Source organism: Nocardiopsis mangrovi (assembly GCF_042653925.1).
Lineage (GTDB): Bacteria > Actinomycetota > Actinomycetes > Streptosporangiales > Streptosporangiaceae > Nocardiopsis_B > Nocardiopsis_B mangrovi.
Genome location: NZ_JBHSFQ010000004.1, coordinates 191325 through 218060, shown reverse-complemented (window position 1 = coordinate 218060; position 26736 = coordinate 191325). Strand labels below are relative to the sequence as shown.

Here is a 26736-nt window from a genome sequence, read left to right as displayed (position 1 = left end):
GGCTACGCACCCCTCTCCGCGTCCCAGAAGGTCGGGCCCACGGCGCTGGAGAAGTCCCCATCGGCCACGAGATAGCCCTCGTCATCCACTGTGATCGGCAGCTGCGGCAGCGGGCGGTGCGCCGGGCCGAAGACGACCTTGGCGCCGTCGGTGGCGTCGAACGTCGACTGGTGGCAGGGGCACAGGATGCGGTGCGTCCCCTGCTCGTACAGTGCCGCCGGGCAGCCCACGTGGGTGCAGATCTTGGAGTAGGCGACGATCCCGTTGTGCGTCCAGCCCATCTGCTCTTCGGTCATGGTCGGCTTGAAGTCGCCGTCCGGCACCTTGATCAGCAGGATGACCGCCTTGGCCTGGTCGTTCAGGCTGAGGCCGTGCGGGTGCTCCTCGTCGTGCTCCTGGTAGGGCAGCGCGCTGATCATGCCGCCGGGCTCGTTCTCCAGGTCCTCGGCGCGGATCCAGGTGCCGGGGCCCTCGCGGTCCGTCCCCTCGACGACCATGCGCCGCCCGCGGTGCCACGGCGTGTGGTGCAGCACATCGCCGGGCAGCGGTCCGGTGTCGCGCAGCAGCACGATCGGGGCCAGCCCCAGGGGGGCCATGGCCAGCAGCAGCGTGCGGCGCAGCAGCGGGCGCTTGGTGATGCCGCTCTCGTCGGCGCTCTTCATGAAGAACTCGCTGAAGGAGCCCTTCTCCTCGGGTGAGGAGGGCAGCTCGTCGTAGGGCGAGGACACCTCGTAGTGGGGCATCACCTTGCGCGCCCACACGGTCATGCCCGCGCCGATCCCGAACAGGGCCAGCGCGAGCGATCCGCCCAGCGCCATGTTCGAGTACTGCGCGATCTGCGGGTCGGCGATGGCCTGGTCGCCCTCGGCGTTCGGGCCCCACCAGAAGAAGGCCACGAAGAAGAGGATGCCCGCGACGAAGGCGACCGTGAACCAGGCGGCGGCGGCGCGCTCGCCCTTGCGCTGGACCTCTTCGGACTGGGAGTGGGTCTCCTCGGCCGGGTAGGGGCCCTCGTGCTCGCTGTGCGGGTCCGCGGGGGCGGCGATGACGCCCCCGGCGGTGGACGGGGTGCCGATGACCCGGTCGGGGCCGTCGTCACCGGGGTTGTTGTCGGTGTTTGGGGTATCAGTCATGGGCTCGCTGCTTCGCGGTGATCCAGATCGCGCACGCCACGATCAGGCTGAGGCCGACCACCCAGCCGATGAACCCCTCGGCGACCTGGCCGATGCGGTTCAGGCTGAAGACGCCGCCGGCGTCGGGCTCGGCCTGGAGGTCCTTCACGTACGCGATCAGATCCTGCTTCTCGTCCGGGGTGATCGTCATGTCGTTGAACACCGGCATCTGGCCCGGACCGGAGAGCATGGCCTCGTAGATCTGGCGCGGCGTGGCGTCGTGGATCTCGGGGGCCCACTTGCCGTCCGTCAGGGCGCCGCCGGCACCGGACCAGCTGTGGCAGTGCGCACAGTTGGTCAGGTACAGCTTCATGCCGGCCTCGGTGTCCTGGGCGCCGGAGATGTAGGACTCGTAGGCCTCCTCGTACTCGGCCTCGGCGGCCAGGTAGGAGTCCTCGTCCTCGAAGTCGGCGCGCACGGGGGCGTCGGCGGGGATGCCCTCCGGGACCGCGGGACCTTCGCCGATCTCCTGCTCGTAGTAGGCGATCAGGTCGTCGATCTCGTCCTGGGTGAACGCCGGCGGCTTGCGGGGCATCTGCGCGTCGGGGTTCATGGAGGGCATGCGGCCCGTGCTCACCTGGAAGTCGATGGCGGCGCCACCGGCCGTGGTGATGTCGGGGGCCATGTCGGAGCCGGTGCCGGTGAGGCCGTGGCAGCTCGCGCAGCTCCTGACGAAGATGTCCTTGCCCTGCGCCACGTCCGTCTGGTCATCGGCCGCCGCTTCGGCCGCGACGGTTTGCGCCTCGGCCCGGTCGGCGCTGGGCGCCACATAGGCATAGCCCACGCCGACGAGCGCGAGCGCGAGTATGACGACGGCATACCCCGCAAGGGGATGCCGTCGCCGCGCGGTAATCCATTTCACGGTTTCCCCGTTTCGGGTTACTGAATGAAGTAGATGGTTGCGAACAAAGCGATCCAGACCACGTCAACGAAGTGCCAGTAGTAGGACACGACGATGGCGCTGGTCGCCTGCTGGTGGGTGAAGCGCTTCGCGGCGTACGTGCGTCCCAGCATGATCAGGAACGCGATCAGACCACCGATGACGTGGAGACCGTGGAAACCCGTGGTGAGGTAGAACATCGAGCCGTAGGCGCTGGACTGGAGGGTCAGCCCTTCGTGAACGATGAGTTCGTAGTACTCGTACGCCTGGCCGAGCACGAAGACCAGGCCCATGAAGAACGAGATGAAGAACCACATACGGAGCTTCCGCACATCACCGCGTTCGGCGGCCCAGACGCCTGCCTGTGCGGTGAAGCTGGAGGCCACCAGGATGACGGTGATGCCGAGGGCCCACGGGACGTTCAGGTGAGCGGCCGGCCACTCACCGAGGTCGGGGTTGCCCACGGTCACCGATCGGATGGTGAAGTACATCGCGAACAGCGCTGCGAAGAACATGAGCTCGTTGGCCAACCACACGATGGTGCCAACGCTCACCAGGTCAGGTCGCTTAGCCGCACCATGTACCGGTGTCGGTGCTGTTTCTTGGTTCGCGGTTGCTGTCGCCACGGTTGCATTATTGCGGCATCTCGCGGGGGTTGGTGCACGACCCCCCGAAAGCCACCCGATCTGCGGTGGCAACGGTATCGGCCCGTGATGAACCGGGCCTCCCGCGCGCCGGAAGGCGGTCGGGGGCGGTCGGCGGCGCCCGGGCGGGTGCGGTGCGGGGGCGGGGCGGCATGGCCGCGAGTGTGGCGCAGGTGGCATGCTGTCGTGGCGAAGGTCTCAAGGCAATAGGCTCGGAACAGGCGCGGAAGCGGTGGCGCGCGGTCGCGTACCCGCGCCGCCAGACGCAAGGGACGGTGACGGTCGACCATGGCGGACCACGGATCCGGGGCAGCGGACAGCGGCGCCCGAATGCGCATCCTCATCTACAGCGACAACGGCAGGACCCGCGAGCAGGTGCGGCTGGCCATCGGCCGCCGGCCCGCCGCCGACGTGCCCAAGGTCGAGTTCGTCGAGTGCGCGACCGCCCCCGGGGTGATCAAGCGGCTGGAGAACGAGCACATCGACGTCGCCGTCTTCGACGGCGAGTCCGCCCCCGCGGGCGGCATGGGCGTGTGCCGCCAGATCAAGGACGAGATCTACCAGGCGCCGCCGGTGCTGCTGATCATCGGGCGCCGCGACGACGGCTGGCTGGCCGCGTGGTCGCGCGCCGACCGGGTCGTCAGCCACCCCATCGACCCTGTCGCCCTGGCGGAGTCGCTGGCCGAGCTGATGCGGGAGCAGCAGGCCAAGGCCGCCGCGCTCGGGTAGGCTCCGGACAGGCCACCGGCACGGCGGCCCGCCCGCCACGAACGGAAAATCACGAGCATGGTGCACCACCCCGCCGCCGGCCCCCCGCTCGGCGGCGGCCGGTCCTCCCGGCGACCCGGGTCCCCCCGGTCCTTCAACGGCGCGGCCCACCACGGGGCCGACATCGCGCGATGGCGTCCGACCGCCACCGCCCGATGACCCCGTTCCGCACGCCGCTGTACTGGAGGACCCGCCCGTGAGTACCCGAGAACGCACCTGGCCCGAACTGATCACCGCCCTGCTGGAGGGCCGCTCCCTGACGGAGGCGGAGACCGGCTGGGCGATGAACGAGATCATGTCGGGCTCGGCCACCGACGTCCAGGTCGCCGGCTTCGCCATCGCGCTGCGCGCCAAGGGCGTCACCGTCGAGGAGGTCACCGGCCTGGCGGAGGGGATGCTCGACAACGCCGTGCAGATCACGGTGCCCGGCCGCACCGTCGACATCGTCGGCACCGGCGGCGACCGCGCCCACACGGTCAACGTCTCCACGATGGCCGCCATCGTGGCCGCCGCGGCCGGGCTGAAGGTCGTCAAGCACGGCAACCGCGCCGCCTCGTCCTCGTGCGGGACCGCCGACGTGCTGGAGCGGCTGGGGGTCGTCATCGACCTGGCGCCCGAGCACACCGCCCGCGTCGCCGAAGAGGCGGGCATCACCTTCTGCTTCGCGTCGCTCTTCCACCCCGCGTTCCGGTACCTGGCCAAGCCGCGGCGGGAGCTGGCGGTGCCGACCGTCTTCAACTTCCTCGGCCCGCTGACCAACCCGGCGCGGCCCGGCGCCGGCGCCGTCGGGGTCTTCGACGCGGGGATGTGCGAGGTCATCGCCGGGGTGTTCGCGCGCCGGGGGACCACGGCGCTGGTCTTCCGCGGCGACGACGGGCTCGACGAGCTGACCACGACCACCACGTCGCAGGTGTGGGAGGCGCGCGACGGCGTCGTCACCCACAGCCGGCTCGACCCCGCCGACCTCGGCATCGAGCGCTCCGCGCCCGACGCCCTGCGCGGCGGCGACGTCGAGTTCAACGCCCGGGTGGTCCGCGAGCTGGTGGGCGGGCGGACCGGACCGGTGCGCGACGCCGTCCTGCTCAACGCCGCCGCGGCCATCGTCGCCGCGGAGGAGGGCGGCGGCGCCGCCCTCGTCGACGCGCTGCGCGCCGCCTACGCGCGTGCGGCCGCCGCGGTCGACAGCGGCGCGGCGGCGGCCCTGCTCGACACCTGGATCGAGACCAGCCAGTCCTACGCCAAGGGCGCGTAGCCGCCGCGGAAGCGGAGGAGCGACGCACGAGGGGCCCGGTCCGCGGACCGGGCCCCTCGTCGTTCGCTTCGTCGCCTCGGGCCGTGCGGCGGCGCGGCCGGGACCGCCCGTGGCGGCCGGGCCTACTCCATGCCCAGCGAGAACGCCGATTCCAGGTCGTGCCGGGAGTGGGCGCTGAACGCGATGTGGGTGTCGGAGGAGCGCACGCCCGCGATCTTGTTGATGCGGCCGGGGATGACGTCGGCCAGCTCCTCGTGCCGGCGGACCCGCACCATGGCGATCAGGTCGACGCCGCCGGTGACCGAGTAGACCTCGCTCACCTCGTCGATCTCGGCGGTGGCCGCGGCGACCTCCGGAATGCGGTCGATGTCGGCCTTGATCATGACGATCGCGGTGATCACGGGTGCCCGTCCTTCTTAGTAGACGTCCGACAGGCGCGTTCCGGCGCGCCAGCGGATGCGGTACATGAGCAGCCCGCCGATCACGCCGGCGATGAAACCGTAGACGTGGGCGGCGTAGGCGACGCCGGCGTCGGTGCCGCCGCCGGGGAACAGCGAGACGCTGATGTAGAGAAAATACTGAAGCACGAAGTAGGTGGCCACGAGCGCCCACCCCGGCAGCCGCACCGGCAGGATGAAGAACACCAGGGTGATGACCCTGCTGCGCGACTGCACGGCCAGGTAGGCGCCCAGCACGCCCGAGATCGCCCCCGACGCGCCCACCAGCGGGACGTCGTCGACGCCGGTGCTGAGCGCGAAGGCGTAGGTGGCGGCGATGCCCGATGCGGCGTAGAGGCCGAGGTAGCGGTAGCGCCCCAGCCGGTCCTCGACCACCGGGCCGAACACGAACAGGTACACCATGTTGCTGAGCAGGTGGAAGCCGTCGCCGTGCAGGAACATCGAGGTGACCGACGACAGCCACGGGAGCTTGGTGAAGTCGCCCCCGCCGCACGCGGCCGTGCCCGCGACCTGGTCGCCGGTGAGCAGTTCCGCGGGGATCGCCGCCCAGCGCAGCAGGTACAGCTCGACCGGGCACATGCGCGCCATGAGGTCGCCGCCGTACCAGACGGCCAGCGCCGACATCGGCGACATCAGGTAGACCACGACGTTGGCGGTGATCAGCAGGTAGGTGACCACCGGCACGCGACGGACCGGGTAGTCGTCGCTGAGCGGCATGCCCGCCATGTCTCTCCTTCTACCTGGATGCGCGGCCCCAGTCTGTCAGGTCGCGGTGCTTTTCTGCACCATTGACGGGACATGTCCACGGTGATCCGGCTTCCACCAGCCGGACGCCAGGGGATTCCAGCCAGCGCAGCACGCATTCCATCTCGGCCGCTCCCGCGCGCGGCGCGGGGCCCGGACCGGGCTCGACCGATTCCGCGGTGCGGGTCAGCGCGTCGACGAAGGCGACCGGGTCGGCCGACGGCGCCATCACCGCGCTGCCGGCCAGCCGCCCGTAGCGGACCACGTGCACCTCCCACGCCGCGCCCGCGCGCCGGGCGGCCACCAGCTGGGGCAGCCGGGCCAGGGCGGTCAGGCGCTGGGAGCGGGCGGCGGCGGTGAGGAACGCCGCGAGCCGGTCGCGGTGGGCGGCGGCCTCCTCGTAGCGCAGCTCGGCCGCGAGCCCGGCGATGTGCGCGCCGACGGCCGCGACCACGGGGGAGGCGTCGAGGGTCATGGCGGTGTGGGCCGCGTGGGCGTGCGCGGCGTACTCCTCGGGCGATTCGCGCCCGTCGCACGGCGCGCCGCACCGGCCGAGCTGGGCCAGGACGCAGGCGGAGATCGGGCGGGCGGGGGAGAAGCGGTGGGTGCACTGGCGCAGCCGAAAGGTCTGGTGCAGGGCCTCGCGCGCCAGCTCGGCGTCGCGGGCGGACCGGAACGGGCCGATGTAGGGGGCGTCGTCGTCGCGCACGGTGCGCACGATCGACAGGCGCGGGTACGCCTCGCTGGTGAGCTTCAGCCAGTTGGCGCGCTCGGGGTTGCGGGAGCGGCGGTTGTAGGGCGGTTTGCGCTCGCCGATCATGCGCAGCTCGCGGACCTCGGCCTCCAGCTCGGTCGCGCAGACGATCGGGGTGACCCCTTCGACCAGGGCGATCATCTCGCGGATGCGCCCGCGGGTCTCGCCGGCGGTGAAGTAGGAGCGGACCCGGCGGCGCAGGTTGCGGCTCTTGCCGACGTAGAGGGTGTCGCCCTTGGCGTCGGTGAACACGTAGACCCCGGGCGCCTCGGGTACGCCGTCGGCGAGGCGCCGCTTGCCGCGCTGGGCGGCGGTGGGGGCCGAGCGGAAACCCCGCAGCTCCTCGACGGTGTCGATGCCGAAGGAGCCGAGGCGTTCGAACAAGTGGTGCAGCACGCCCACCGTTGCGCGGGCGTCGTCGAGGGCCCGGTGGGTGGGCTGGTCGGGCACACCGAAGTAGCCGGCGAGGGTGCCGAGCTTGTGGTTGGGGACTTCGTCGCGGGTGACCAGCCGGCGCGCCAGCGGCACGGTGTCGACCACGTGAACCGCGGGCCAGTCGAAGCCGTGGTGTGCGCAGGCGCTCTTGAGGAACCCGATGTCGAAGGGGGCGTTGTGGGCGACCAGCACCGTTCCGCCCCCCAGCTGCGCGAACTCCAGGAACGCCGGGAGCACGGACTCGATGCGGGGGGCGGGGGCCACCATCGCCTGGGTGATGCCGGTCAGCAGGGTGATGAAGGGCGGGATGGCCACCCCCGGGTTGACCAGTGTGGCGAACTCGCCGACGACCTCCCCGCCGCGGACCTTCACGGCGCCGATCTCGGTGATGCCGGCGCCGTCGGCGCGCGACCCGGTGGTCTCCAGGTCGACGACCACGAACGTGGCCTGCGACAACGGGGTCCCCAGATCGTCGAGGGTCCCCTGCACCGGTACCTGCTGCTCTACCACCCCGCCAGGGTAAACGGGGGTGCCGACGGTCCCGGCCGGAGGTCGGTCCTACGCCCACCAGCCCGGATGCCCCGCCGCCCGTCCGGGTGCCCCGCTCCATGGAAAGATGTCTCCCACCTCACGGGGCCGGACCGGGCGCGCGGGGCGGCGCCGGCCGCGGCCGTGTTACCCGGGCGGTTCGCCGTGCTCAGCACTAGTTTTGATGGAAGACGAAGGAGGACCAGGCTGTGAGTATTTCGGTGCCGTCCGATACCCAGCGGTGGCGGTGCACCCAGTGCGGGAACCTGACCCGGTTCGACGTCACGCGCAGCGTGCGATCGCGCGACTACCTGCACGTCGACCTCTCCGGCGCGAGCCGGGTGGAGGAGAGCGAGGTCCTCTCCGAGACGGTGGAGCAGGTGCGCTGCCGCTGGTGCAACGCCGTGGACGCCGTCGAGGTCGTCGACCGGCCCGCGGCCGAGCAGAACGGTGCGGCCGGAAGCGGCGCGGAGCGGGCATGAGTTCCGGCTCGGATGCGACGCCTCCGGGCGAGGCCACAGCGGAACCCCCCGAGGGAGGGGAGGAGCCGCTGCGCCGGCCGCTGCCCGAAGCCGTCCGGGCCCGCGTCATCGACTACGGCTCCGACGTGCTCGGCGGCCTGCGCGTCACCGACCTCCCGCCCGCGCTGCGCAGAGTGGCCAGATTCGAGCCGCGGCGCCGCGCCCGGCTCGCCGGTCCGCAGATCGCCGCGCAGCTGGAGACCGATCCCGGATTCCGCGCACGCGTGGCCGAGCGGGTCGAGCAGGTGTGGCCCGAGCTGGCCGAGGGGATGCGCAACGGGGTGGTGCCGCCCGCGGCCGACCCGATCGCCGTCGCCGCCGCCGGCTACCTGATCCGCCCGCCGGGCTGGCAGGAGATCGTCGAGCGCATCCACGACGAGCTCGACCGCCGCGACGAGGTGAAGGAGGCCGACGAGGCGGCCGAGGCGATCGCCGACCTGCGGCGGCGCCTGGACGAGGCGGTGACCGGCCACCGCGAGGAGGTCCTGAGACTGCGCGGGGAGCTGCGCGAGCAGCGCGGCACCATCGCCGACCTGCGGCGCAAGATCCACAGTGAACGCCAGCGTGCGAAGGAGGCCGTCCAAGGCGCCGAGCAGGCGATCGCGGAGGCGGCGGACCGCACTGCCACGACGACCAGCCAGGTCAGTTCCGTGGAAGCGGAGAACCGCCGGTTGCGCAACCGCCTTGCCGCGGCCGAGGCGCAGGTCGAGAACGCGCGCCGGGCGGCCCGCGCCGGGCGCAGCGTGGAGGAGGCGCGCGTGCGCGTGCTGCTCGACGTGCTGCTGGACGCCTCGCACGGCCTGCGCCGCGAGCTGGCCCTGCCCACCTCGATCGAGAGCCCGGCCGACCTGGTCACCGACGCACGCAGCACGCGCGCCGCGGGGACACCGGGCGGCGGGCTCCCCGACGACGACCCGGGCCTGGTCGACCAGCTGCTCGTGCTGCCGCGGATCCACATCCTCGTCGACGGCTACAACGTCACCAAGACCGGGTACGGCACGCTGCCGCTGGCCGACCAGCGGGGCAGGCTGCTGGCGTCCCTCGAAGGGCTGGCCAGCCGCACCAAGGCCGAGATCACCTGCGTGTTCGACGGCGCCGACGTGGACACCCCGCCGGTGCTCGCGGCGACGCGGCGCGTCCGGCTGCTGTTCAGCGACCCCGGCGAGACCGCCGACGAGCTGATCGTCCGGCTGGTGCGGGCGGAGCCGCAGGGGCGCCCGCTGGCCGTGGTCACCTCCGACAAGGAGATCATCGCGGCGGTGCGCCGCGAGGGCGCCCGCACGGTCGCGTCCGCGCTGCTGCTGCGCCGGCTGGAGGCGCCCGGATAGCCCCGCCGGGGGAGCCGCCGGGAGCCGCGCGGGTCCGATGTGACCGATTCGTGATGGGATGCGGAGCCCGTCCCGGGTCAGGGGCGATGCCCGTGTGATCTCGCCCCGTGGCGAACAGGATTCCCTGCCCCGGTTGAGGAGCCGGGACCGGTCCGCTAGGTTCTATCCGGAGCTTGATCGGCTTCCCGCTATAAGGCCGAATTGCGTCCGCGTTACGGCGCACCCCGGCCGGTGGCCTACGGGCCGATGCGCGGGAGGTTCCCTGACCTCAGGGGCGGTGCGGTCGTGCTGCCGCGTCACGCGGTCGAAGGTGACGCACCGCGACCGCGGTCCCCGCTCCCCGGTCCTGTGCGCTGCCGCGCCGTGGGTGCCGACCCCCGATCCCCCCATCCCCGTATGTGCACTGACGTAAAAGGAGCGTGGACCGCCATGGCGAGTAGAGGTGGTCGGCGCACGGCCCACCGGATTGCGACCGGTCTCGGGGTCGTCGCGGCCGGCGGCTTGATCCTGCCCTCCGGGGTCGCCTACGCCGAGCCGACCCAGGAAGAGGTCGAGGACCGGCTCGATGAGCTGAACCAAGAGGCCGGCCAGATCGTCGACGACTACAACGACGCCAAGGAAGAGTACGAGGCCGCCCAGGAGAAGGCGGACGAACTCGAGGCCGAGGTCGGCGACGAGCAGGACAAGTACGACGAGCTCCGCGAGGAGGTCGCCGGCTTCGCCAGCGCCGCCTACAAGGGCAACGACCTCAACGCCCCGAGCACCGTGCTGACCGTCGAGAACCCCGAGGACCTCCTCGACCAGTCGGCCGACATCTCCTACCTCTCCGAGAGCCAGAAGGCCAAGCTCGACGAGTTCGGCGACTCCTCCGAGCGGCTGTTCCAGCTCAAGGACGAGGCCGACGAAGCGCTCGCCGACGCGGAGGAGAAGTTCGACGAGATCGAGGGGAAGAAGGACGAGGTCGACGAGAAGATCGCCGAGCAGGAGGACCTGCTCGCCGAGTTCCCCAGCGCCGACCCCGCGACCGAGGGCAGCGACGTCGGCGGCTCCTACACCGGGTCCGCCTCCGGCAGCGCCGCGGCCGCGCTCGACTTCGCCTACTCCCAGCTCGGCAAGCCCTACGTCTACGGTGCGGCCGGCCCCGACGGCTACGACTGCTCGGGCCTGGTCATGCGCTCGTGGGAGGCCGCGGGCGTGAGCCTGCCCCGCACCACCTACGGCCAGGCCGAGGCCGGCGCGCAGGTGGGCCGCGACTCCCTCCAGCCCGGCGACATCCTCTTCTTCAGCGACCTGGGCCACGACGGCCTCTACGTCGGCAACGGCCAGATGATCCACGCGCCGCGCACCGGCAAGAACGTCGAGGTCGTCGCGCTGGCGGGGTATTGGGACGGACAGTTCATGTACGGCGTCCGCCCGTAACCGCGACCGCCCGCCCGCGGCGACCGCGCCGCGGAGTCCTACATCACACGCGCCGCCCATGGCGTACCCGCGTCGTCCCGCCTCCGGCCACCACCGGAGGCCGGGCGGCGCGGGCTTTTTCGTGCCGGGAGACCTGTGGGTCCGACCGAAATCCAGAACGGGACAATCCGTAAAATCGGGAATTAGGTAACGAATCGGTTGAGTCCGGTGCCGGGGATGCACTAGTGTTCGACGCCGAGCGCGGTCGTCGACCTCGCCATCACCAGATGGCGGCGCCCCGCTCCCGCCGAACTCCGCGCCGCACACCCCCTGTCCGATGGCGCGGAGACCGGAAAACCCCCGGGCGGCCCCCTGGTCCGCCTGTTCACGGAAGGTTTCCGGGTGACCTGCTGCCACGCCCTCAGTCGGCCTGGCCACGGGGCCCTGCCCCGCCCGCACCCGCGTCCGGTAGGCGGACCATGGCAGAAAGGTGTGCCACCCTCGTGGATGAACGCCATGAACGTGGCTCGTACCGCCGGCATATCGCGACCGTCGGCTTCGTCGCCTTCGGCGCCCTTGTGATGTCCACCGGCGTCGCCAGCGCGGACCCCACACCCGACGAGGTCCGCGACGAGATCGAGCAGCTCGAGCAGGAGTACGCCGAGCTCGCCGAGGCCTACAACCAGGCCGAGCAGGACCACGACGCCGCCCAGGAGAAGCTCGACGACCTGGAGGCCGACCAGCAGGACATCGAGGACGCCCTCGGCGAGATGCAGGGCGACGTCGTCCAGCTGGCCCACGCGGCCTACACGGGCACCGACTACAGCTCGCCGGCCTACCTGTTCGGGTCCGCCGGTCCCGAGAACGTGCTCCTCCAGGCCGCCGACCTCGGCTACCTGTCGCAGAACCAGCAGGACACGCTGGCCAACTACGTCGACCAGCAGGACACGCTGGACGACCTCACCGCCGAGGCGGCCGAGACCGAGCAGGACGCGGCCGACAAGCTCGACGAAGCCGAGCAGGCCAAGGCGGACGCCGAGGACAAGATCGACGAGCAGCAGGCGCTCCTCGACGACCTCACCGCCGAGGAGCAGGCCGACGCCACCTCCGGTGTGTCGCCGGTGAGCAACGGCTCCTCCGGGTCCTCCTATACGGGCGACGCCTCCGGCGACGCCAAGGTCGCGCTGGACTTCATCTACGCCCAGATCGGCGACTCCTACAGCCTCGGCGCCAACGGCCCCGACGTGTGGGACTGCTCCAGCCTGGTGCAGGCCGCCTGGAGCGAAGCCGGCGTGAGCCTGCCGCGGACCACCTACGACCAGGTCAACGCGGGATCATCGGTCTCCTGGGACGACTTGCAGCCCGGCGACCTGATCTTCTTCTACGGCGGCCCCGACCACGTGGGCATGTACGTCGGCGACGGCAAGATGGTGCACGCCTCCAACCCGTCCAAGCCGGTCGCGGAGGTTCCGCTCAACGACTACTACCGGACCAACTTCCACTCGGCCATCCGCCCGTAGGAGGTGCCGGGTCGCCCCGCGTCCCCGGTGTCCGAAGGAGACCCGCCCGCGCACCGCGCGGGCGGGTCGACCGCTGCCCGGCGCCACCCGCGGTCCGGCGGCCGGTGCCGGGACGCGCCGCCCGCGGGCGCACCCCGCCCGGCCGGCTCGCAGCGGGAACGCCGGGCGGGCGGGTGGTGCGCGCCGCCGCCCGGCATCGCCGGTCGCGCGCGCTGGCTAGACTCCGACCGTGCCCCGTACGCTGATCGTCACCAATGACTTCCCGCCCCGGCCCGGGGGCATCCAGTCCTTCGTCCACGAGCTGGCGGTCCGCCGGCCCGCCGGATCGGTCGTGGTCTATGCCTCCACCCCCACCGCGCGCAGCGCCGCCGCGTGGGGCGACTCCGAGGCGTTCGACCGCGCCCAGCCGTTCCCGGTCGTGCGCGAACGCACCCCCGTCCTGCTGCCCACCCCCGCGGTCACCCGCCGGGCGCGACGCATCGCCGAGCTGGAGGGGTGCGACTCCGTCCTCTTCGGCGCCGCCGCCCCGCTCGGGCTCATGTCGGGCGAGCTCCGCAAGGCCGGCGTGCGCCGGATCGTCGCCCTGACCCACGGCCACGAGACCGGGTGGGCGGCGCTGCCCGGCCCCCGTTCGGCGCTGCACCGCATCGGCGAACAGGTCGACACCCTCACCTACCTCGGCGACTACACGCGCGGCCGGCTGGCCCGCGCCCTGTCGCCGCGGGCCGCCGCCCGCATGCGGCCCCTCGCCCCCGGGGTCGACACCGACCGCTTCCGGCCCGGTTCCGGGGGCGAGGCCATCCGCGCGCGCTACGGGCTGACCGGGCGCCCGGTCGTGGTCTGCGTGTCCCGGCTGGTGCCGCGCAAGGGCCAGGACACCCTGCTGCGCGCGTGGCCCCGGGTACTGGCCGAGGTGTCCAACGCCGGGCTGCTGATCGTCGGCGGCGGCCCCGACCTGCGGCGGCTGGAGGCGCTGACCCGGCGCGAGGGGGTCGCCCACACGGTGCGGTTCGCCGGCGACGTCCCCGCCCGCGAGCTCGCGGCCCACTTCGACGCCGGAGACGTCTTCGCCATGCCGTGCCGCACCCGCAACGGCGGGCTGGACGTCGAAGGGCTCGGGATGGTCTACCTGGAGGCGTCCGCGTCCGGCGTCCCGGTCGTCGCCGGCGACTCCGGGGGAGCCCCCGACGCCGTCGTCGACGGGGAGACCGGCCTGGTGGTCGACGGCCGCCGGCCCGGACCCACGGCGCGCGCGCTCATCGGGTTGCTGAGCCGCCCCGAGACCGCCGCCGCCATGGGCTCCCGCGGGCGCGCCTGGGTCGAGCGCGAGTGGACGTGGGGCCGCGCCGCCGACCGGCTCGACGCTCTGCTGCGGGGCTGAGCGCCGCCCGTCCGCGCACCGGAGCACCGGGGCGCGGACGGGCGGCGCGGCACCGCCGTCCCCAAGGGGTCAGGAGGCGTAGATCTCGTCGATCTCCTTGCGGTAGCGCTGGGCCACCACGTGCCGCTTCACCTTGAGCGACGCCGTCATCTCGCCGCCGTCCTCGGAGAAGTCGTGCGGCAGGAGGGTGAACTTGCGCACCGACTCCGCCCGCGAGACGGCCTTGTTGGCGTCGTCGACCGCCGCCTGCACGGCGGCGATGAGGTCGGGGTCGGCGATGTTGTCGGCGATCCCGCCGGACTTGGCGTTCTGCTTCTTCCAGAACTCGAAGGCGTCGGGGTCGATGGTGATCAGGGCGGAGATGAAGTTCCGGTTGTCGCCGATGACCATGCACTGGCTGATGATGGCGTGCCCGCGGATGCGGTCCTCGATCACCGCGGGGGCGACGTTCTTGCCGCCGGCGGTCACGATGATCTCCTTCTTGCGGCCGGTGATGCTCAGGTGGCCGTCCTCGTCGAGCGTGCCGAGGTCGCCGGTGCGGTACCAGCCGTCCTCGTCGAACGCGTCCTTGGTGGCGGTCTCGTTGCCCCAGTAGCCGCGCATGATGTGGTCGCCCTTGGCGAGCACCTCGCCGTCGTCGCCGATGCGCAGGGACACCCCGGGGAACGGCGGGCCGACGGTGCCGATCTTGTTGACCTCGGGGGAGTTGACCGCGGTGGGCGCGGAGGTCTCGGTGAGCCCGTAGCCCTCGATGATGGCCAGCCCGATGCCCTGGAAGAAGTGGCCCAGGCGGTCGCCGAGGGCCGATCCGCCGGAGATCGCGTAGCTGGCGCGCCCGCCCACGGCGGCCAGGATCTTGCCGTAGACGAGCTTGGCGAAGACCGCGTGCTTGACGCGCAGGCCCAGCGGGACGCGGCCGGCGCTCAGCGCCTTGCTGTAGGCGATGGCGGTGTCGGCCGCCGCGGCGAAGATCTTGCCGCGCCCCTCGGACGTGGCCTTCTGCTCGGCCTTGTTGTAGACCTTCTCGAATACGCGCGGAACGGCGAGCAGGAAGGTCGGCTTGTAGACGCCGAGGGTGTCGATCAGCTCGGGGCCGGTGGTGGGGAAGTGGCCGAGGACGGTCTTGGACTCGATGCAGCCGACCTGGATCAGCCGCGCGAAGGAGTGTGCCAGCGGCAGGAACAGCAGGGTGCGGCGGCCTTCGAGGGTGAAGACCCGCTCGAGCGGCCCGTTGATGATGTTGAGGATGGTGAAGAGGAGGTTGCGGTGGGTCAGCTCGCAGCCTTTGGGGCGGCCCGTGGTGCCCGAGGTGTAGATGAGGGTGGCCAGCTCGTCGGCGCCGCCGGCACCGCGGCGCTCGTCGACCGCCGCGTCGTCGACATCGGCGCCGGTGGCGGCGAAGGCGGCGAGCGCGGCGCCCTCGATCTGCCACACATGGGCCAGCGCCGGAAGTTCGCCCCGGACGGCCTCGACCCGTGCGGCGTGCTCGGCGGTCTCGACGAACACGGCGGTGCTGCCGGAGTCGCTGAGGATCCACTGCGCCTGCTCCTCGGAGGAGGTCTCGTAGATGGGGACCGTCACGGCCCCCACCGACCAGATGGCGTAGTCGATCGTGGTCCACTCGTAGCGCGTGCGCGACATCAGGCCGACGCGGTCGCCGTGCCCGATCCCGGCCGCGATGAGGGCCTTGGCGATGGCGGCGATGTCGTCGCGGAACTCCGCGCACGTGACATCGCGCCACTGGCCGGACTCCTGCCGGCGCAGTGCGACCGCCCCGGGCTCCGCCGCCGCCCGGGCGAAGACGGTGTCGGGCAGGCGGGCCTCCGCGGAGACCTCGACCTTCACAGGGCGGCTGAATTCGCGCACGTGATCGCTCCTGGGCGTGTGGGGGATGGGCAGGGACGGGACGACCGTAACAAGAAACGCTACCGGTGGGTAGAACGCGTTCTAGTTTTGCAACGGGAGTGTGACCGAACCCCGCGGGGAACAGGGGTCGCGGCCCGGCCGCCGCGGTGTCGCCCCGGGGCCGGAGCGCCTCGCGCGTCCATTCGACAGTACCGCCGAAGCGCGCCGCGCGCACGCCCTGGCCTGCGACCTGGGCACCCTGAACCGCCTCGGGGTCCTCCCCGATTTCCGCCGCCCGGCGCACCGCCCGCCCGCGTGTGCGGCTAACGTGACGGCATACCCGACGAACAGGGGCAGCGAACACCATGGCAGAGCCGAACCGCGACTCCGGGTCGCAGGACATGATCGACGACGCCCTCCGGCTGGTCGACGCGTTGCAGCGCAAACTGATCATCGCCGGCGTCCGCAAGGGCGTCTCCGCGGCCACCTCCCCGCCGCCGCGCAAGGGCGACGTGTGGGAGGAGGCCATCCGGCAGGAGCAGCCCGAGCCGGAGCGGCCGCCCCTGGAGCAGTTCTTCGGCATCGTCCGGGCTAAAGGCCCTGAGGTCGCCGGGCACCTCGGCCGCGCGGGGTTCGCGTTCGTGGGAGCGGTGGGCGAGACGATCGGGGTCGTCGAGCGCGCGCTCCAGCGCTCGGGCTCGGGCACGCCTCCGCAGGCCGGCGGCGGCGACCGGGAACTCCCCCGCGGCGGCACCGGGAACTGAGGGCTCCGCGGCCACCGCGTGGCCGGCCGGTGCCGGAGCGGGCGCGGCGGCGAGGACTCCCGCATACCGCCTCCCGAGAGCGTGCCGGAGACCGGCGCACTGGTTTAATCCAGTGGTCCAGTCCATTTCCCGCGCGACGGGCCCCGGGACCGCCGTGCCGTGCGCGGGCACCACATGACAAGGAGCCGTCCATGCGGCTGACGATCGGCGTGGACATCGGCGGCACCAAGGTCGCCGCGGGCGTCGTCGACCCCGGCGGCCGGATCCTCGACGAGGTCACCCACCCCACCCCCGGCGGGGACGGGGAGGCACTTGCCGACGTGGTCGGCCGAGCAGTCGCCGAACTGCGCGAACGCCGGCCCGAGGGCGAGATCGCCGCGGTCGGCGTGGGCACCGCCGGGTTCGTCGACGAAGAGCGCTCCCGGATCGTCCTCGGAGCCAACCTCGGCCTGGCCGACGAGCCCTTCAAGGACCGCCTGCGGCGCCGCGTGGACCTGCCCATCGTGGTGGAGAACGACGCCAACGCCGCCGCCTGGGCCGAGGTCCGCTTCGGCGCCGGGCGCGGCAGCCGCCACGTCGTCTGCGTGACCCTGGGGACCGGCGTCGGCGGCGGAATCGTCATGGACGGCGAGCTCAAGCGGGGCCGCTACGGGGTGGCCGCCGAGGTCGGCCACTACCGTGTCGTCCCCTACGGCCGCCGGTGCGGCTGCGGCAACCACGGCTGCTGGGAGCAGTACGCCAGCGGACGCGCCCTCGTCGCCGAGGCCCAGGACCTCGCCAAGAACGACCCGGCGCGCGCCGCGCGGATCCTCAAGCCCGCCGGCGGCGACATCGCGCGCATCACCGGCCCAGGCATCACCCGGGCGGCCCTGGAGGGCGACGACGGCGCACTGGAGTGCTTCCGCACCGTGGGCGGCTGGGTGGGGCTCGGCCTGGCCGACCTCGCCGCGATCCTCGACCCGGAGTGCTTCGTCATCGGCGGCGGGGTCTCCGACACCGGCGACCTCCTCCTCGAACCGGTGCGGCGGTCCTTCGCCCGCCACGTCACCGGCCGGGCCACGCGCCGACTCGCCGATATCCGCATCGCCGAGCTCGGCTCCAAGGCCGGCATCGTCGGGGCCGCCGACCTCGCCCTGCGCTGACCCGCCGCCCGGACCGGCCCGCGCCGAGCGCGGCCGTCCACCGCGGGGCGGACGGCCGTTCGCCTTAGGGGGCGGCCGCCGGGTCGGCGTCGTCGGGGGCGTCCGCGGCCGCCTTCTTCGCCGCCTTGCGCGCGTCGCGCTCGGCGCGGCGGTCGCGCTTGCGCTTGGCGCGGTCGGCGCGGCGGCGCTCGCGCTCGTCGGCGTGCTGCTCCTTGCGCTCCTCCCGGGCCGCCGCCTCCAGTTCGGCCTTGACCGACTGGGCGTAGCGGTCGACGTACTCCTGGCCGGACTGCTCCATCAGCGCGTACATGATCTCGTCGGTGATGGCGCGCAGGACCCGCGGGTCCTTCTCCATGCCGTAGTACCGCGAGAAGTCCAGGGGCTTGCCGAAGACGACCTTGGGCCGGATCCCGAGCCGGGGGACGGTGCGGCCGGGGGGCATGATCTTGTCGACGTTGATCATCGCCATGGGGATCACCGGCGCCTTGGACTCCAGGACCAGCCGGGCCACGCCGGTGCGCCCGCGGTAGAGGCGGCCGTCGGGCGAGCGCGTGCCCTCGGGGTAGATGCCCAGCAGCTTGCCCTGCTTGAGCACCTTCAGCCCGGTGCGCAGGGCTGCCTCGCTGGCCTTGCCGCCGGAGCGGTCGATGGGGATCTGGCCGACCCCCGTGAAGAACAGCCGGCTCACCAGGCCCTTGGGGCCGGTTCCGGTGAAGTACTCCGCCTTGGCCAGGAAGGTGATCTTGCGGGGGAGGGGGAGCGGGCCGAAGAAATGGTCCGAGAAGGACAGGTGATTGCTGACCAAGATGGCCGACCCCTGCCGTGGGACGTTCTCGACGCCATAGGCGCGCGGTTGCCACAGCACCGCCAGCACCGGGCCCAGGATCGCCTTGACCACCCAGTAGAACACCGAGATCACCCCCGCACACGCGGGGAGCGTTCGGACAAGCTTGCCACGTTCGCCTTCCCGCTTCCACGAACAACCGTGGCCATCTTCGCACCGCTCGGGACCGACTACCAATATCGGCCCAAGTTACCCGGTGGTAGTCGACCTGGGCCGACGCGCCCGGGACCGCGCCCGCCCCGGGGGCCGGTACCCCCGCCACCGGAGTGGCGGGGGTACCGGCCACCCGCGCACCGGGTTAATTTCATACAGTCGGTGCGGTACGCGCGCGGCCCGCGGCACCACCGGAGAACCCGGAGAACAGGGAGTCCCCATGTCTTTACCGCCAGGAGCCGAACCGTTCCGCCACGACGGCGACGCCACCGGCGTCCTGCTGTGCCACGGCTTCACCGGCACCCCCCGGTCGATGCGTCCCTGGGGCGAGTACCTGGCCGGCGAGGGGCTCACCGTCGACGTGCCGCTGCTGCCCGGCCACGGCACCACCTGGCAGGACATGGTCACGACCACCAGCGACGACTGGCTCGCCGAGGTCGAATCGGCGCTGCTGCGGCTGCGCGCCCGGTGCGACCGCGTCTTCACCATGGGCCTGTCCATGGGCGGCTGCCTCGCCCTGCGCCTCGCCCAGCTGCACCCGGACAAGGTCGGCGGGGTCGTGGTGGTCAACCCCTCGCTCGCGGTCGAGAACCCGCTCCTGCTCGTCGCCCCGCTGCTGGCCCGGTTCGTCCCCTCCACCCCCGGTATCACCGACGACATCAAGAAGCCCGGCGCCACCGAAGGCGGCTACGACCGCGTCCCCACCGCCGCCGCGGCGACACTCCCGAGGCTGTGGCGCGCGACCCGCCGCGGCCTCGCGGGGCTCACCGCGCCGGTTCTCGCCTACGCGAGTCCCGAGGACCACGTCGTCGGCCCGCGCAGTCTGCGTATCCTCACCAATAGGGCGGTCAACACGGAGCTCACCGTCCGCACCCTGGACGACAGCTACCACGTCGCCACCCTCGACAACGACGCCGACGCCATCTTCGACGGCAGCCTCGCCTTCGTGCGCGAGCAGGCCAGGAGCGGGGAAGGAACGAAGCGATGACGCATCGCCGTGGGAACGGCCTGCTCGCCGACGCCTACGTCCCGCTCGTCCTGCTCGCCCCACCGCAGGCCGACCTCATGCTGGAGGCGCTGGGCAGATCGGGGATCGCCGCCTACGCCATCCCCCTCGACCAGGACATCCTCGACTCCGGCGGCGGGGTCGCCACCCCCTCCACCGACCACCTCTACGTCGACGCCCAAGAGCGCCCGGCCGCCGAGGAGATCCTGCGCACCGAACTGCCGGAGCTGGGCGAGCAGCCGGCGGGAACCGCCGGTCAGGGCTCCGCGGGCAGCGCGGAAGAGCCGGATTCCCCGCCGTCGCCCCCCGAGTCCGCGACGGTCGGCACCGCCCCCGCGCGGGAGTCCGCCGACGGCGTCCGCGGCGACCAGGACGACGACGTCTGGGCCGACCTGGTCGCCCGCTTCTACGACTACGGCGACGTCCGCGAACGCCCCGTCTGGCCCGACGCCGAGAACGTCGGCACCGACGACGGCCCCGCCGATCCCGCCGAGCCCCCGCCCGGCCGCGGCGGCGCCGACCTGCTGGCGGCCGACGACGATGACGACCGCCCCAGCCGCCCGGCCGCGAGCCGCGACGAGACCGACCACTACATCCCGCCGCCCCCGCCCCCGCTGCCCCGCGGCGACCTCACCAGCCGGCTGTCCTGGGCCGCGCTGTTCGGCGGCCCGATGGTCCTCCTCGGCTCCATGCTCTTCAGCGTCCGGCTGCCGGGGTGGCTGGCCTTCGTCGCGGTGGCCGCGTTCATCGCGGGGTTCGTGGTGCTGGTGATCCGCATGGGCGACCGCCCCTCCGGCGACAACGGCCCCGACGACGGCGCGGTGGTCTGAGCCCGGACGGATCCGGCGCCGCCGCGGACGGCGGCGGCCCCGCGCGCGTGCCCCGCGGCCGTCGCAGCCGCCGGAGCCGCGCCCGGTTCAGTGGGGGACGCGCAGCTCGATCTCGGTGCCCTCGCCCGGCGCGGTGGTGACGACGGCCTCCCCGCCGAGGTCGCGCAGCCGCCCCCGGATGGACTGGGCGAGTCCCAGGCGTCCCTGCCCGGCCGCCTCGGCGATGCGGTCCGGCCGCATCCCGGGCCCGTCGTCGCGGACCGTCACGGTCACCGCGCCGGGCTCGTCCTCGATCAGCAGCCACACCCGGGTGCCCTCCGGGCAGTGGCGTTCGACGTTGGCCAGCGCCGCCCCGACCGCGGCGTCCACCTCGCGCACCGCGTGCGCGCTCAGCAGCACCGGGGTCGCCGGAGCCGAGACGGTCACGCGGGAACCGGCGCGCGCCCCCAGCACCGGCCGCAGGTCCTCGGCGCCCGCGGCGGAACCGGCGGTGCCGCCGCCGGGGCCGGGCCCGGCGAGGTCGCGGCTCTGGTCCTGGCGCCCGATGAGGCCGCGCAGCGCCGCCTCCTGCTCGCCGGCCAGCCGGCCGAGTTCGGCGGCCTCGCCGCCGATGTCGGCGCCGCGCCGCTGCACCATCGCCAGCACCTGGAGGACGGAGTCGTGGATGGACCGGGCGAGCCGCTCGCGCTCATGCGTCCGGGCCTCCAGCTCCACGGCGCGGGCGAACCGGCGCTCGGCCGCGGCGGCGTAGGCGACCACGGTGCCCACCGCGTAGGCGGCGAGGAGCAGCAGCACGATCCCGCGCGGCACCGCGGCGGAGACGGTCAGCCCCAGCGCCACGCGCACGGCGATGTCGAGTACCCCGTGGCCCAGCGCGGCGCACATGCCCCAGAGGCGGCCCTTCACCACCGCGGCGGCCAGCACCGCGCCGCCGAACCAGGTGGTGGTCAGCGGCGGGGCCATGCGCAGGTAGCCGGGCTCGGCGGCCATGGCCGTCGCCGCCAGGCAGCCGCAGGCGATGGTCAGGTCGAGCGCGAGCAGGATGCGGCGGTCGGCGCCGGGCCGGGGGTAGGCGCGGGCGGCGACGGCGGTCCAGGCGGCCATGGCCGCGAGGACCGACCAGGCGACCCACGGGCGGGCCAGGAGCTCGTGGTACTGCGCCACGTGGCTGACGGCATAGCCCAGGGACGCGACCCGGAACACGGTGATGCCGCGCCATATCGGCGCCTCGAAGCCCATAGCCTCCGCCTCCCGCCGTCCCGTCGCAGGCAAGTGTCCACGATGCGCCGGTCTGCGGGCCAATCGGACGGTTGCGCCGGGCGGGGGCCCCGTGTCCGCGGTGGCGCGTACGGGCCGGGACAGGGCTGTAGCGGTGGCGGTGCCGCCGGTCACGAGGCCGGCGAGGCCACCGGCCCGGTGCCGGTGGTGCGATGGCGCCTGCGGGGATTTCGGGGCGCCGGCCAGGGCGGGCGTCGTCCGGGACTCGTGCTCCGTGCCCGGGACGGGGGCGCGCGGTCCCCGCGACGGCGCCGGTGACGCGGGCGGTGCCGCGCGGACCCCCGGATACCGCCCCGGCCCCGGGGCGGGGCGGGTGGGGTCGGTGGCCCGCGGGATCGGTGTGGTGGCGGGTGGTCGCCGGGTGGCCCGGGGCCCGCGGCCGGCGCACGGGGGCGTGGTACCGGCCCGGCGCCGGGCCCTCAGGTGAGCGGCGGGCCCTGGCCCGGTTCCTCCTGGTAGGAGTAGCGCTGCTCGTGCCAGGGGTCGCCGCGGTTGTGGTAGCCGCGCTCCTCCCAGAAGCCGCGCCGGTCGGCCGCCAGGTACTCGATCGCCCGCACCCACTTGACGCTCTTCCAGCCGTACAGGTGCGGCACCACCAGCCGCACCGGGTACCCGTGCTCCGGGGTCAGCCGTTCGCCCGCGCGGTGGGTGGCCAGCAGCACATCGGGCCGCAGGAAATCGTCCATCCGCAGGTTGGCGCTGTAGCCGTACTCGGCCCACACCATCACATGGGTGGCATCGGGGTCGGGCGGCGCGTGCTCGGCGATGAACTCGGCCCGCACGCCCGTCCAGTGGACGTCACGGAACGTGAACCTGGTCACGCAGTGGAAGTCGGAGACCGAGTCGGTGCGCGGGAGGGAGTCGAACTCCGGCCAGGTCCACCGGGCCCCGCCGGGCGATCGTGTGTGCCCGTACACCCGGAAGTCCCACCGCTCAGGGCGGAACCGCGGCACCGGACCGTAGTGCAGGGCGGGCCGGTCGGGGGGCGCATACTGCCCGGGCGGCAGCCGTTCATCCGACAATCGCACTCCTTCGTGGTCCTTACGCCATCCTGCCAGGCACCGCACACACCGTGACTTGAACCCCATTCGAGCTCCGCTCGACCAGGCGTGCGCTATAGTCGATTCCATGCAGCGGAAGTTTTGGCGCTTTTATGGCTACCGGCCCATGGGTAGGACGGTCGCCCGTTTAGCGCTGCGCTGACACGGACGAACCTCAAGAGCCCCGGGCCGATGGCCCGGGGCTCTTTCGTTTGCCCGCACCTTTTCGACAACGCCGCCCCAAGACGCGCCGCCGATCGGCGGACGCGCACCGCTGGAGGAACAAGACCATGGTCATCGTGATGGCTCCCGACGCCACCCCGGACAACATCGACAAGCTCGTCGACCTCGTCGCCACGGCCGGGGGAGAGGCGTACGTGACCCGCGGTGTGAGCCGTACGATCATCGGCCTCGTCGGCGACGTCCAGCAGTTCGAGACCCTCGACCTCCGCGCGATGCCCGGGGTGAGCGACGTGCTGCGCATCTCCGCGCCCTACAAGCTGGTCAGCCGCGAGAACCATCCCAGCCGCTCCATGGTGAGCGTGCGCGGCGTACCCATCGGCGGCGACAACGTCACCGTCATCGCCGGGCCCTGCGCCGTGGAGACCCCCGAGCAGACCCTCGCCGCGGCCCGGATGGCGCGCGCCGCCGGCGCCTCACTGCTGCGCGGCGGCGCCTACAAGCCGCGTACCTCCCCCTACGCCTTCCAGGGGCTCGGCGAGTCCGGCCTGAAGATCCTCGCCGACGTGCGCGAGGAGACCGGACTGCCCATCGTCACCGAGGTCGTCGACCCCGCCGACGTGGAGCTGGTGGCCGGGTACGCGGACATGTTGCAGATCGGCACCCGCAACATGCAGAACTTCGCGCTGCTCCAGGCCGCCGGGGAGGCGGGCCGGCCGGTGATGCTCAAGCGCGGCATGAACGCCACCATCGAGGAGTGGCTGATGGCCGCCGAGTACATCGCCCAGCGCGGCAACCTCGACATCGTGCTGTGCGAGCGCGGTATCCGCACCTTCGAGAAGGCCACCCGCAACACCCTGGACATCAGCGCGGTCCCGGTCGCCCAGAACCTGTCGCACCTGCCGGTGATCGTCGACCCCTCGCACTCGGGCGGCAAGCGCGACCTGGTGCTGCCGTTGTCGCGCGCGGCCATCGCGGTCGGCGCCGACGGCATCATCGTCGACGTCCACCCGGCGCCCGAGACCGCCCTGTGCGACGGTCCCCAGGCGCTGGTGGGCGACGACATCGAGGCCCTGGCGGACCTGGCGGCGTCCCTGGCCGCCCTCATGGGCCGCACCCTGACCCCCGCCCCGGAGCCGGTGCCCGCGGCCGTGTGAGCGGCACACGGCGGCGCCGCCCCACAGGCCGAGCGGGGCGCCTTCCGGGCGCCCCGCAGGCTGAGCGGGAAACTCAGACCCTGGCCGGGGCGGCGTCGCCGAGGAAGCTCGGGCGGTGCAGCTGCGCGGTGGTCACCAGGTGCTCGGCCAGCTCCTCGGCGTCGAGGCGCTTCTCGATCTGGCGCAGGTCGGCGATCTTGGCGGCGGTCTCGACCTGGCGCGGTGTGAGCAGCGTGCAGCAGTCCTCGTCGGGGAGCTCGGAGATCGACAGGGTGCCGATCGCGCGCGCCTGGTCCATGATCTCGGTCTTGTCCATGCCGATCAGCGGGCGCAGGATCGGCAGGTCCACGGCGTCGTCGAGCGCCGTCAGGTTGGTCATGGTCTGGCTGGAGACCTGGCCCAGCGCGTCGCCGGTGATGAGGGTCTCGGCCCCGAGGTCGTCGGCGAGGGCCTCGGCGGTCTTGAGCATCAGCCGCCGCTGGGCCACGATCTGCAACCGCTCGATCCCCGACGTCTTGAGCTGCTGCTGCGCCTTGCCGAACGGCACGACGAACAGCCGCGAGCCCGACTGGTAGCGGTCGAGCTGGCGGACCAGGCTGTAGGCCTTGTAGATGGACTCCGGGCCGGTGAACGGCATCCCGGAGAAGTGCAGGAAGTCGACCTTGAGTCCGCGGCGCATCATGCGGTGCGCGGCGACGGGGGAGTCGATGCCGCCCGACATCAGCACCAGGCCCCGGCCGCTCATCCCCACCGGCAGCCCGCCCTGCCCGGGGATGCCGTCGGTGAAGACGAACACCTCGTCCTTGTCGACCTCGACGTGCAGGGTGTTCGCCGGCCGCTTCAGCTCCACCGGAAGCCCGTGGGCGTGCTGCACGGCGGAGCCGATGTGCACCGCGATCTGCGACGACGTCATCGGGAACCGCTTGTCCCGGCGGCGCGCCTTGACCGCGAACGTGCCCGCCCGCTCGGCCATGGAGCGGACCGCGATGTCGGTGACGGAGTCGAGGTCCTTGGCGACCCGGCGCACCAGGTGCACCCAGACCACGCCCATGACGTTGCGCATGCGCTCGGCGAGCTCGGCGACCTCCAGGTCCGAGCCGCCGGGCATGCGGACGATGATGACCCCGGCGCCGCGCTGTGTGAGCGTGATCGAGCGCAGATCGCGCGCCGCCGAGCGGATGTTGTTGTGCAGCCGGCGCTGGAAGAGGTTCCGGTTGCTGCCCTTGAGGACGATCTCGCCGAGCTTCATCAGCACGCACAGCTCGCCCAGACCGGGATCGCCGCCGAGCTGCTGCGCGGTGTCGCGCACGTCGAGGGCGGCGGGGGCGGACGTAACGGCCATGAGGGCATCTCCAGGTGGGGTGGGGTCGGAGGGGGCGCGAGGGGGCACCCGGCTCCGGGAATGATTCCAGTATCGAACATGGGGCAACCGATTTGGACGGTGCGGTATTTCCCGCTCGGCCTCCGGGGGCGCTTCAACGCGCCGCCTTCGCTTCCCGATGCGCAGCACAGTGGCCCCGACCGATCGGGCGGGGCCACTGGCGGGTGCGGGCGGGGGTCAGCCGAAGAAGACCTCGGCCTCGGCGAAGCGCTCGTCCGGGACGGTCTTCAGCTTCTCGGTGGCCGCGGACAGGTCGACGCGGACGATGTCGGTGCCCTGGAGCGCGACCATCTTGCCGTAGTCCTGGGCGTGCACGGCCTCGATGGCGTTGACGCCCAGGCGGGTGGCCAGGACGCGGTCGAAGGCCGAGGGGGTGCCGCCGCGCTGCACGTGGCCCAGGACGACCGAGCGGGCCTCCTTGCCGGTGCGCCTCTCGATCTCCTCGGAGAGGCGCTGGCCGATGCCGCCCAGGCGCACGTGCCCGAAGGAGTCGGTCTCGCCGTGGGACAGCTCCATCTGGCCGTCCTTGGGGTGCGCCCCTTCGGCGACAACGAGGATCGGGGCGTACTTGGTGGTGAAGCGGCTCTCGACGTGGGCGACGACCTCGTCGATGTCGAACGGGCGCTCGGGGATGAGGATGACGTTGGCGCCCGCCGCCATGCCGGAGTGCAGGGCGATCCAGCCCGCGTGGCGGCCCATGACCTCCACGACCAGCGCGCGGTGGTGGGACTCCGCGGTGGTGTGCAGCCGGTCGATCGCCTCGGTGGCGATGTTGACCGCGGTGTCGAACCCGAAGGTGAAGTCGGTCGCGTTGAGGTCGTTGTCGATCGTCTTGGGCACGCCCACGACGTTGACGTCGCGCTCGTGCAGCTGGGTGGCGACGCCGAGGGTGTCCTCGCCGCCGATCGCCACCAGGGCGTCGATGCCCAGCGCCGCCATGTTGTCCTTGACGCGCTCGACCCCGCCGTCGATCTTCATGAGGTTGGTGCGGGAGGAGCCGAGGATCGTGCCGCCGCGCGGCAGGATGCCGCTGACCGCGGCGCGGTCCAGGGGCATGGTGTCGCCCTCAAGGGGCCCGCGCCAGCCGTCGCGGAAGCCGACGAACTCGTACCCGTAGTCCTTGATGCCCTTGCGGACGACCGCGCGGATGACCGCGTTCAGCCCCGGGCAGTCGCCGCCGCCGGTCAGCACCCCGACTCGCATGCGTGTACTCCTCGAATCCCGTGAAAAATCCCGAAATGGCCAATGCTGCGGCGCCCGTGGGCGCCGTACGGGTGGCCGGCCCCGCCGCAATCGTGACCGCCGCGATCACCGTGAGGGCGGCGATGTGACA

Annotated in this window: 24 protein-coding genes; 12 read left to right on the top strand and 12 right to left on the bottom strand. The window is 72.7% G+C overall.

Annotated elements, in window-relative coordinates; translation table 11 throughout:
- Nucleotides 1-2: 2 nt before the first annotated feature.
- The 3 genes from qcrA to ctaE are packed head-to-tail and all read right to left on the bottom strand — an operon-like array spanning nucleotide 3 to nucleotide 2678.
- Complete coding sequence (gene qcrA / locus ACFO4E_RS06725; protein WP_378572153.1) at nucleotides 3-1133, bottom strand: cytochrome bc1 complex Rieske iron-sulfur subunit; 1131 nt, start codon at nucleotides 1131-1133, stop codon at nucleotides 3-5.
- Nucleotides 1126-2034 (bottom strand): cytochrome bc1 complex diheme cytochrome c subunit, encoded by a 909-nt coding sequence (gene qcrC, locus ACFO4E_RS06720; protein WP_378572152.1) that lies wholly within the window; start codon nucleotides 2032-2034, stop codon nucleotides 1126-1128. Before qcrC ends, qcrA begins: the two co-directional genes overlap by 8 nt.
- A 17-nt stretch (nucleotides 2035-2051) precedes the next feature.
- Complete coding sequence (gene ctaE / locus ACFO4E_RS06715) at nucleotides 2052-2678, bottom strand: aa3-type cytochrome oxidase subunit III (RefSeq protein WP_449289740.1); 627 nt, start codon at nucleotides 2676-2678, stop codon at nucleotides 2052-2054.
- A 306-nt stretch (nucleotides 2679-2984) separates the two neighbouring features.
- Between ctaE and ACFO4E_RS06710 the strand changes: the two genes are divergently transcribed.
- Entirely contained in the window at nucleotides 2985-3425 is a 441-nt protein-coding gene (locus tag ACFO4E_RS06710; protein WP_378572151.1) for a hypothetical protein, read from the top strand.
- A 235-nt stretch (nucleotides 3426-3660) separates the two neighbouring features.
- A complete protein-coding gene (trpD, locus tag ACFO4E_RS06705; protein WP_378572150.1) occupies nucleotides 3661-4716 on the top strand; it encodes an anthranilate phosphoribosyltransferase in 1056 nt (351 codons plus the stop codon).
- 122 nt (nucleotides 4717-4838) lie between these two features.
- On the opposite strand, the gene ACFO4E_RS06700 is transcribed toward trpD, so the two are convergent.
- Genes ACFO4E_RS06700 through ACFO4E_RS06690 form a run of 3 tightly spaced genes read right to left on the bottom strand, consistent with a single transcriptional unit; the run spans nucleotide 4839 to nucleotide 7617 of the window.
- On the bottom strand, nucleotides 4839-5117 hold the full coding sequence (locus ACFO4E_RS06700; RefSeq protein WP_378536816.1) for an Lrp/AsnC family transcriptional regulator: 279 nt from the start codon (nucleotides 5115-5117) through the stop codon (nucleotides 4839-4841).
- Nucleotides 5118-5132: 15 nt separating this feature from the next.
- Nucleotides 5133-5900, bottom strand: a complete 768-nt coding sequence (locus tag ACFO4E_RS06695) for a rhomboid family intramembrane serine protease (protein ID WP_378572149.1) — start codon at nucleotides 5898-5900, stop codon at nucleotides 5133-5135.
- Nucleotides 5901-5910: 10 nt separating this feature from the next.
- Nucleotides 5911-7617, bottom strand: coding sequence for a DEDD exonuclease domain-containing protein (locus ACFO4E_RS06690; protein WP_378572148.1), 1707 nt, complete (start codon nucleotides 7615-7617; stop codon nucleotides 5911-5913).
- Nucleotides 7618-7844: 227 nt separating this feature from the next.
- Between ACFO4E_RS06690 and ACFO4E_RS06685 the strand changes: the two genes are divergently transcribed.
- The 5 genes from ACFO4E_RS06685 (at nucleotide 7845) to ACFO4E_RS06665 (ending at nucleotide 13783) form a co-directional block, all read left to right on the top strand.
- A complete protein-coding gene (locus ACFO4E_RS06685) occupies nucleotides 7845-8117 on the top strand; it encodes a hypothetical protein (protein ID WP_378572147.1) in 273 nt (90 codons plus the stop codon).
- The gene (locus tag ACFO4E_RS06680) at nucleotides 8114-9484 is read left to right on the top strand and encodes an NYN domain-containing protein (RefSeq protein WP_378572146.1); all 1371 of its coding nucleotides are present in this window, start codon (nucleotides 8114-8116) and stop codon (nucleotides 9482-9484) included. Before ACFO4E_RS06685 ends, ACFO4E_RS06680 begins: the two co-directional genes overlap by 4 nt.
- A 429-nt stretch (nucleotides 9485-9913) precedes the next feature.
- Complete coding sequence (locus ACFO4E_RS06675) at nucleotides 9914-10903, top strand: C40 family peptidase (protein WP_378572145.1); 990 nt, start codon at nucleotides 9914-9916, stop codon at nucleotides 10901-10903.
- Nucleotides 10904-11385: 482 nt separating this feature from the next.
- Nucleotides 11386-12402, top strand: coding sequence for a C40 family peptidase (locus ACFO4E_RS06670; RefSeq protein ID WP_378572144.1), 1017 nt, complete (start codon nucleotides 11386-11388; stop codon nucleotides 12400-12402).
- A gap of 229 nt (nucleotides 12403-12631) precedes the next feature.
- Nucleotides 12632-13783, top strand: coding sequence for a glycosyltransferase family 4 protein (locus ACFO4E_RS06665; protein ID WP_378572143.1), 1152 nt, complete (start codon nucleotides 12632-12634; stop codon nucleotides 13781-13783).
- A 69-nt stretch (nucleotides 13784-13852) separates the two neighbouring features.
- Here the strand turns inward: ACFO4E_RS06665 and ACFO4E_RS06660 are convergent, their stop codons facing one another.
- Nucleotides 13853-15649 (bottom strand): AMP-dependent synthetase/ligase, encoded by a 1797-nt coding sequence (locus ACFO4E_RS06660; protein ID WP_378572142.1) that lies wholly within the window; start codon nucleotides 15647-15649, stop codon nucleotides 13853-13855.
- A 344-nt stretch (nucleotides 15650-15993) separates the two neighbouring features.
- On the opposite strand from ACFO4E_RS06660, the gene ACFO4E_RS06655 reads away from it, so the two are divergent.
- Nucleotides 15994-16392 carry a hypothetical protein gene (locus tag ACFO4E_RS06655; RefSeq protein WP_378572141.1) on the top strand — a complete coding sequence of 133 codons (399 nt, stop codon included), beginning with the start codon at nucleotides 15994-15996 and terminating at the stop codon, nucleotides 16390-16392.
- Nucleotides 16393-16583: 191 nt separating this feature from the next.
- The gene (locus ACFO4E_RS06650) at nucleotides 16584-17534 is read left to right on the top strand and encodes an ROK family glucokinase (protein WP_378572140.1); all 951 of its coding nucleotides are present in this window, start codon (nucleotides 16584-16586) and stop codon (nucleotides 17532-17534) included.
- 64 nt (nucleotides 17535-17598) lie between these two features.
- Here the strand turns inward: ACFO4E_RS06650 and ACFO4E_RS06645 are convergent, their stop codons facing one another.
- Nucleotides 17599-18444, bottom strand: a complete 846-nt coding sequence (locus ACFO4E_RS06645) for a lysophospholipid acyltransferase family protein (RefSeq protein ID WP_378572139.1) — start codon at nucleotides 18442-18444, stop codon at nucleotides 17599-17601.
- A gap of 307 nt (nucleotides 18445-18751) precedes the next feature.
- Here ACFO4E_RS06645 and ACFO4E_RS06640 point away from each other — a divergent pair, with 307 nt between their 5' ends.
- Together ACFO4E_RS06640 and ACFO4E_RS06635 are read left to right on the top strand one after the other, a co-directional pair.
- The gene (locus tag ACFO4E_RS06640; protein ID WP_378572138.1) at nucleotides 18752-19519 is read left to right on the top strand and encodes an alpha/beta hydrolase; all 768 of its coding nucleotides are present in this window, start codon (nucleotides 18752-18754) and stop codon (nucleotides 19517-19519) included.
- Complete coding sequence (locus ACFO4E_RS06635; protein WP_378572137.1) at nucleotides 19516-20367, top strand: hypothetical protein; 852 nt, start codon at nucleotides 19516-19518, stop codon at nucleotides 20365-20367. The genes ACFO4E_RS06640 and ACFO4E_RS06635 overlap by 4 nt, the downstream gene beginning before the upstream one ends.
- Before the next feature lie 87 nt (nucleotides 20368-20454).
- On the opposite strand, the gene macS is transcribed toward ACFO4E_RS06635, so the two are convergent.
- Together macS and ACFO4E_RS06625 are read right to left on the bottom strand one after the other, a co-directional pair.
- Nucleotides 20455-21606: a MacS family sensor histidine kinase gene (macS, locus tag ACFO4E_RS06630; protein WP_378572136.1), complete on the bottom strand. Its 1152-nt coding sequence runs from the start codon at nucleotides 21604-21606 to the stop codon at nucleotides 20455-20457.
- 458 nt (nucleotides 21607-22064) lie between these two features.
- A complete protein-coding gene (locus tag ACFO4E_RS06625) occupies nucleotides 22065-22667 on the bottom strand; it encodes a sulfite oxidase-like oxidoreductase (protein WP_378572135.1) in 603 nt (200 codons plus the stop codon).
- A 308-nt stretch (nucleotides 22668-22975) separates the two neighbouring features.
- Here ACFO4E_RS06625 and aroF point away from each other — a divergent pair, with 308 nt between their 5' ends.
- Nucleotides 22976-24022 (top strand): 3-deoxy-7-phosphoheptulonate synthase, encoded by a 1047-nt coding sequence (gene aroF / locus ACFO4E_RS06620; protein ID WP_378572134.1) that lies wholly within the window; start codon nucleotides 22976-22978, stop codon nucleotides 24020-24022.
- A 73-nt stretch (nucleotides 24023-24095) separates the two neighbouring features.
- Here aroF and thiI read toward each other — a convergent pair whose 3' ends face one another.
- Both thiI and ACFO4E_RS06610 read right to left on the bottom strand, forming a co-directional pair.
- Entirely contained in the window at nucleotides 24096-25364 is a 1269-nt protein-coding gene (gene thiI, locus ACFO4E_RS06615; protein WP_378572133.1) for a tRNA uracil 4-sulfurtransferase ThiI, read from the bottom strand.
- 216 nt (nucleotides 25365-25580) lie between these two features.
- Nucleotides 25581-26606, bottom strand: coding sequence for a 6-phosphofructokinase (locus ACFO4E_RS06610; RefSeq protein ID WP_378572132.1), 1026 nt, complete (start codon nucleotides 26604-26606; stop codon nucleotides 25581-25583).
- Nucleotides 26607-26736 lie beyond the last annotated feature (130 nt).

Bases quoted from the DNA above. Each gene is read 5' to 3' on its own strand.
- qcrA (WP_378572153.1), bottom strand. From the start codon at position 1,133: ATGACTGATACCCCAAACACCGACAACAACCCCGGTGACGACGGCCCC.
- ACFO4E_RS06710 (WP_378572151.1), top strand. From the start codon at position 2,985: ATGGCGGACCACGGATCCGGGGCAGCGGACAGCGGCGCCCGAATGCGC.
- ACFO4E_RS06695 (WP_378572149.1), bottom strand. From the start codon at position 5,900: ATGGCGGGCATGCCGCTCAGCGACGACTACCCGGTCCGTCGCGTGCCG.
- ACFO4E_RS06680 (WP_378572146.1), top strand. From the start codon at position 8,114: ATGAGTTCCGGCTCGGATGCGACGCCTCCGGGCGAGGCCACAGCGGAA.
- ACFO4E_RS06675 (WP_378572145.1), top strand. From the start codon at position 9,914: ATGGCGAGTAGAGGTGGTCGGCGCACGGCCCACCGGATTGCGACCGGT.
- ACFO4E_RS06655 (WP_378572141.1), top strand. From the start codon at position 15,994: ATGGCAGAGCCGAACCGCGACTCCGGGTCGCAGGACATGATCGACGAC.
- ACFO4E_RS06650 (WP_378572140.1), top strand. From the start codon at position 16,584: ATGCGGCTGACGATCGGCGTGGACATCGGCGGCACCAAGGTCGCCGCG.
- ACFO4E_RS06640 (WP_378572138.1), top strand. From the start codon at position 18,752: ATGTCTTTACCGCCAGGAGCCGAACCGTTCCGCCACGACGGCGACGCC.
- ACFO4E_RS06635 (WP_378572137.1), top strand. From the start codon at position 19,516: ATGACGCATCGCCGTGGGAACGGCCTGCTCGCCGACGCCTACGTCCCG.
- macS (WP_378572136.1), bottom strand. From the start codon at position 21,606: ATGGGCTTCGAGGCGCCGATATGGCGCGGCATCACCGTGTTCCGGGTC.
- aroF (WP_378572134.1), top strand. From the start codon at position 22,976: ATGGTCATCGTGATGGCTCCCGACGCCACCCCGGACAACATCGACAAG.
- thiI (WP_378572133.1), bottom strand. From the start codon at position 25,364: ATGGCCGTTACGTCCGCCCCCGCCGCCCTCGACGTGCGCGACACCGCG.
- ACFO4E_RS06610 (WP_378572132.1), bottom strand. From the start codon at position 26,606: ATGCGAGTCGGGGTGCTGACCGGCGGCGGCGACTGCCCGGGGCTGAAC.